At 63.2% G+C, this 4,333-nt stretch carries 5 protein-coding genes; 3 read left to right on the top strand and 2 right to left on the bottom strand.

All coding sequences use genetic code 11. The features are described 5' to 3' along the window. Both WBB85_RS20295 and WBB85_RS20300 read right to left on the bottom strand, forming a co-directional pair. Positions 1–534: ABC transporter substrate-binding protein (locus tag WBB85_RS20295; RefSeq protein ID WP_432640399.1), on the bottom strand; the 534-nt coding region annotated here is incomplete at its 3' end. After that, on the bottom strand, positions 531–1,466 hold the full coding sequence (locus WBB85_RS20300; protein ID WP_432640400.1) for an N-acetylmuramic acid 6-phosphate etherase: 936 nt from the start codon (positions 1,464–1,466) through the stop codon (positions 531–533). The genes WBB85_RS20295 and WBB85_RS20300, both read right to left, overlap by 4 nt. A gap of 176 nt (positions 1,467–1,642) precedes the next feature. On the opposite strand from WBB85_RS20300, the gene WBB85_RS20305 reads away from it, so the two are divergent. Genes WBB85_RS20305 through WBB85_RS20315 form a run of 3 tightly spaced genes read left to right on the top strand, consistent with a single transcriptional unit; the run spans position 1,643 to position 4,282 of the window. Continuing rightward, entirely contained in the window at positions 1,643–2,494 is an 852-nt protein-coding gene (locus tag WBB85_RS20305) for a BadF/BadG/BcrA/BcrD ATPase family protein (RefSeq protein WP_432640401.1), read from the top strand. Continuing rightward, the gene (locus WBB85_RS20310; protein ID WP_432640402.1) at positions 2,491–3,249 is read left to right on the top strand and encodes a GntR family transcriptional regulator; all 759 of its coding nucleotides are present in this window, start codon (positions 2,491–2,493) and stop codon (positions 3,247–3,249) included. The genes WBB85_RS20305 and WBB85_RS20310 overlap by 4 nt, the downstream gene beginning before the upstream one ends. A gap of 1 nt (position 3,250) precedes the next feature. Continuing rightward, positions 3,251–4,282 (top strand): SIS domain-containing protein, encoded by a 1,032-nt coding sequence (locus WBB85_RS20315; RefSeq protein WP_432640403.1) that lies wholly within the window; start codon positions 3,251–3,253, stop codon positions 4,280–4,282. The last annotated feature ends 51 nt before the right edge of the window (positions 4,283–4,333 follow it).

A 4,333-nucleotide genomic window follows, 5' to 3' on the forward strand; every position in this document is an offset into this window, starting at 1 on the left:
AATATAGGTGCCGTCTTCCTTGATCTTGTCGAGCGCGGCAAAGAAGTCGGCCTCGTTCGCCGGAACCTCGACCCCGAGCTCTGCAAAGGCATCCTTGTTGTAGATGAAGCCGTGGATCACGCTCGCCATCGGTACGCAGAAGGTATGGGCCGCATCATCGGTCTGCCAGGCGGATTTGGCGACGTCAGAGAAGTTGGCCATCGCCTCAAGGTCTGAAAGATCGGCCAGCTTGCCGCCGTCATAGAGCGCGAGCGAGGCGTCGAAAGGGCGGCAGGTGATCAGGTCGCCCGCCGTACCCGCATCCAGCTTGGAATTCAGCGCGGCATTATATTCGGCAGGGGCCGAGGGCGTGAACTCGACCTTGATGCCGGGATTGGCGGCCTCAAAGGCCGGGATGATCTTGTCCTGCCAGATGGCGAGGTCGTCGTTGCGCCAGCTTTCGATGGTCAGTGTCACATCCTGCGCATTGGCCGCAACGGCCGAGCCGAGGATTGTGGTGGCCAGCAGAAGGCCGGTCAGGTTCTTCGGTGTCATATCTCACTCCCATGGTTGGTCTTGGTTGTCCGGCTTCCGGTGCCGGTCTTGTTTACCCGCGCGAGTGCCGCGCGAAGATTGTTGTCACTCGCCGCAAGACGGCGGGTCGCCTCATCCTTGCCGGTTCCGGTCGCGATCAGGATGGCGGGTTTCACCGCGCCATCGGCCGTGGCCAGCGCCCGGGCCGCGCAATCGGCATCGACCCCGGCAATCTCCATCACCATGGACCGTGCCCGCGCGCGCAACTTTGCATTATCCGCCACAAGACCGACCATCATTCCGTCATGGACCTGACCGAGCCGGATGCCCATCAGGGTCGACATCAGATTCAGCGCTACCTTTTGTGCCGTGCCCGCGCCCATCCTTGTGGACCCGGCGATCACTTCCGGCGGCGTCGGCAGGCAGATCGCCACATCGGCATGATCAAAGATCGGCACGCCGGGATTGTTGGCGATGGCGATCACTTTCGCCCCCTTTGACCGCGCGGTGATTGCAACGGCCATGGGGTAGGGGGTGCGGCCAGAGGCCGTCACGGCGATGACCGTGTCACCTGCCTGGATTTCCGCCGCCGCAAGATCGGCCGCCTGCGCGTCATCTTCACTCGCGCCCGGCATAATCGCGTCGGTCGGCAGACCGCCAGCCATCAACAGCCCGATACGTTCAGACGGAATTCCATAGGTTCCCGGCAGCTCCATCCCGTCGGCACCGGCCATGAGCGCAGAGGAGCCAGCACCGGCATAGACGAGCCGACGGCCAGACCGCATCGCATCCGCCATCAGCACGGCGCCTGCCTCAATCGCGGGCAGGGCGCTGCGAACGGCATCCAAAGCTGCCGCCTGCGCGGTCAGAAGCACGTCGAGCACCTCGTGCCCGGGCCGGGCGTCCAGGCCTTTCGCGGCTGGATGTAGTCGTTCAGTGGCAGCTGACGGCATCGAATCCCCCAATTCCTCACAGGATACCTATATAATACCTTTTGTCTATAGGTTTGCCGTCTCGGCACAATTGGTCTGATAATTCGCAGAATATACATACCTATGTGGCAATGAGTGGCTTCCAATTTCCCAATAGGTATTATATTGGTAGCTGCATGTTTAATGCTGACAGACCCTTGATTGGCGTAGATGGCGGCGGCACGTCGTGCCGCGTGGTGCTGTGGGTTCCCGGGATGGAGGGGCTCCACGAAGCCGTGCTCGGCCCTGCCAATGCCTCGACCAATTTCGACGCAGCCGTCACGACGATCTCCGATGCCATCGGAACTGTCGCAGCCAAGGCGGGTCTTTCCATTCGTGACCTTGAAGACGCCTCGGCCCATTTCGGTCTGGCCGGCGTGATGAATGCCGGGATATCCGCGAATGTGGCGGCCCATTTCACATTCCGCAGACTGACCGTGACCGATGACCGCCCGACCACCATTGCCGGCGCGCTTGGCGAAAGGGACGGGACCGTTGCCGCCATCGGCACCGGGTCTTTCGTCGGGCGGCAAGTTGCGGGGCAGGTGCGTGGCATTGGCGGCTGGGGCTTCTATATCGGCGATCAGGCCTCGGGTGCCTGGCTGCTGCGGCGCTGTTTCGAAGAGGTCATGCTGTCGGTCGACGGGCTGACCCCCGCCACGGATCTGACGCGCTCCATCCTTGCCGCCCATGGTGACGATCCCGGGCAAATCGTGCAGTTCTCCCTGACCGCCAGACCGGCCGACTACGCGACACTGGCGCGCGAGGTTGTGGGTGCCGCCGACCGCGGCGATCCCCTGGGCCTGAAGCTGATGGAAGAGGGCGCGGCCTATATCCGTGCGGCAATGGCAGCACTCGGTTGGCGGGAGGGGGAGGATCTGTGCCTCGTTGGCGGGCTTGGCCCCGCCTATGGTAAATGGCTGGACCTGCCCACCCTTACCCCGAAGGGCACGGCCCTTGACGGCGCGCTCGCCCTTGCGGCCCGGGCGGCAGAGGGGGTCACATCATGAAGATCGCTGACTTTCTGGACCCCGAACATTGGCTCAACCCGGCAAACGGGCCACTTTATGTCCAGCTTCGCAAACGGATCGAGGCGGGGATCAGTTCGGGTTTTCTTGTCCCCGACATGCCTCTGCCGCCAGAGCGTGAAATCGCGGCAATCACCGATCTGTCACGCGTCACCGTACGCAAGGCGATTGCCGAACTGGTGGATCGCAGTCTGGTTCTGCAAAAGCAGGGGTCGGGGTCGTTCGTTGCACCTGCGCGGCCCCGGGTCGAACAATCGCTGTCGCGGCTTACCTCATTTTCCGAGGATATGGCACGGCGTGGCTATCTGTCGGAAATGGATTGGCTGGAGCGCGGGCTTTTCCTACCGTCGCAGGAAGAGGTTGAGGCGCTCGGGCTCACGCCCGGCGATCAGGTTGCGCGACTGGCGCGGCTCAGGCGCGCAGATGGGCGCCCCATGGCAATCGAACGCGCCTCACTGCCCATCGCGATCCTGCCAAATCCGCTGGCTGTGACCCGGTCGCTTTACGAGGTTCTGGGGGCTGCGGGCCTGCGTCCGGTTCGCGCGGTCCAGAAAATTTCGGCCATCAATCTTGGTGCGGCGGATGCTGAACTGCTGGGCGTGCAGCCGATGGCGGCGGGGCTGAGGATCGAACGCATTTCCTACCTGCCCGACGACCGCGTCGTCGAATGCACCAAATCAATCTATCGCGGCGATGCCTACGACTTCGTCGCCGAATTGCGCATACCGGAGACCTGACATGACCACATCCCAAAGCCTGATGCGCAAAGAAGTGCTGGAGATACCGGACGCCGTTGCGCGCCTTCTGGATAAAGGGCGCGATGCCATCCGCGATGCGGCCGCTGCAGCACAGGCGCTGAACCCGCCCTATATCGCGACCGTCGCGCGCGGATCATCCGACCATGCCTGCACCTATCTGAAATATGCCGCCGAACTGACCCTTGGCCTGCCGGTCGCCTCCATCGGTCCATCGGTTGCCTCGATTTACCGCGCGCCGCTGCGGCTTGGCGGCAGCCTCTGCCTCTCAGTCTCGCAATCGGGTAAAAGCCCGGACATTGTCGAACTGGCGCGGGTCGCGCGGGCAGGGGGGGCGCTGACTGTCGCGGTGACGAATGATGCGGCCTCACCACTGGCTGCAGCCAGCGATCAGATACTGGACATTCAGGCCGGGCCCGAACTGTCGGTCGCCGCGACCAAGACCTTCATCACCTCGGCCGTGGCGGGGCTTGCCCTGATCGCCGAATGGCATGGTGACAAGGCTCTAACACAGGCGATTTCGGCCTTACCGGGGTATCTGGAACAGGCAGTCAGGGTGGACTGGAGCGCCCTCGGGGGACGGTTGGCCCATGCAGCCTCGCTCTATACGTTGGGCCGCGGCCCGAGCTATGCCATGTCCGCCGAGGCCGCGCTCAAGTTCAAGGAAACCTGCCAGATCCATGCCGAGAACTATTCCTCGGCGGAAGTGCTGCATGGTCCCGTCTCCATCGTGTCGCAGAACTTCCCCGTGCTGGCCTTCGCCGCCGCTGACGCGGCAGAAGACGCCGTGGTCGAGGTGGCAGATGCGATTGCGGGGAAGGGGGCCACGGTCTTTGTCACCTCCGACCGCGTGACCAGGGCAAAACAACTGCCCGTCGTGCGGACCGATCATCCGCTGACCGATCCTTTGGCGCTGATCGTGTCGTTCTATGCGATGGTGGAACAGGTGGCCCTTGCGCGTGGCATCGATCCCGACCGGCCACGCCACCTCAACAAAGTGACCGAGACGGTCTGATGGCGCAGCTCTATCAAGGTGCGGATATCTTTGACGGGGAAAGGCTTGGCC

It is taken from the genome of Albidovulum sp. (assembly GCF_049646345.1).
Classification (GTDB): domain Bacteria; phylum Pseudomonadota; class Alphaproteobacteria; order Rhodobacterales; family Rhodobacteraceae; genus Albidovulum.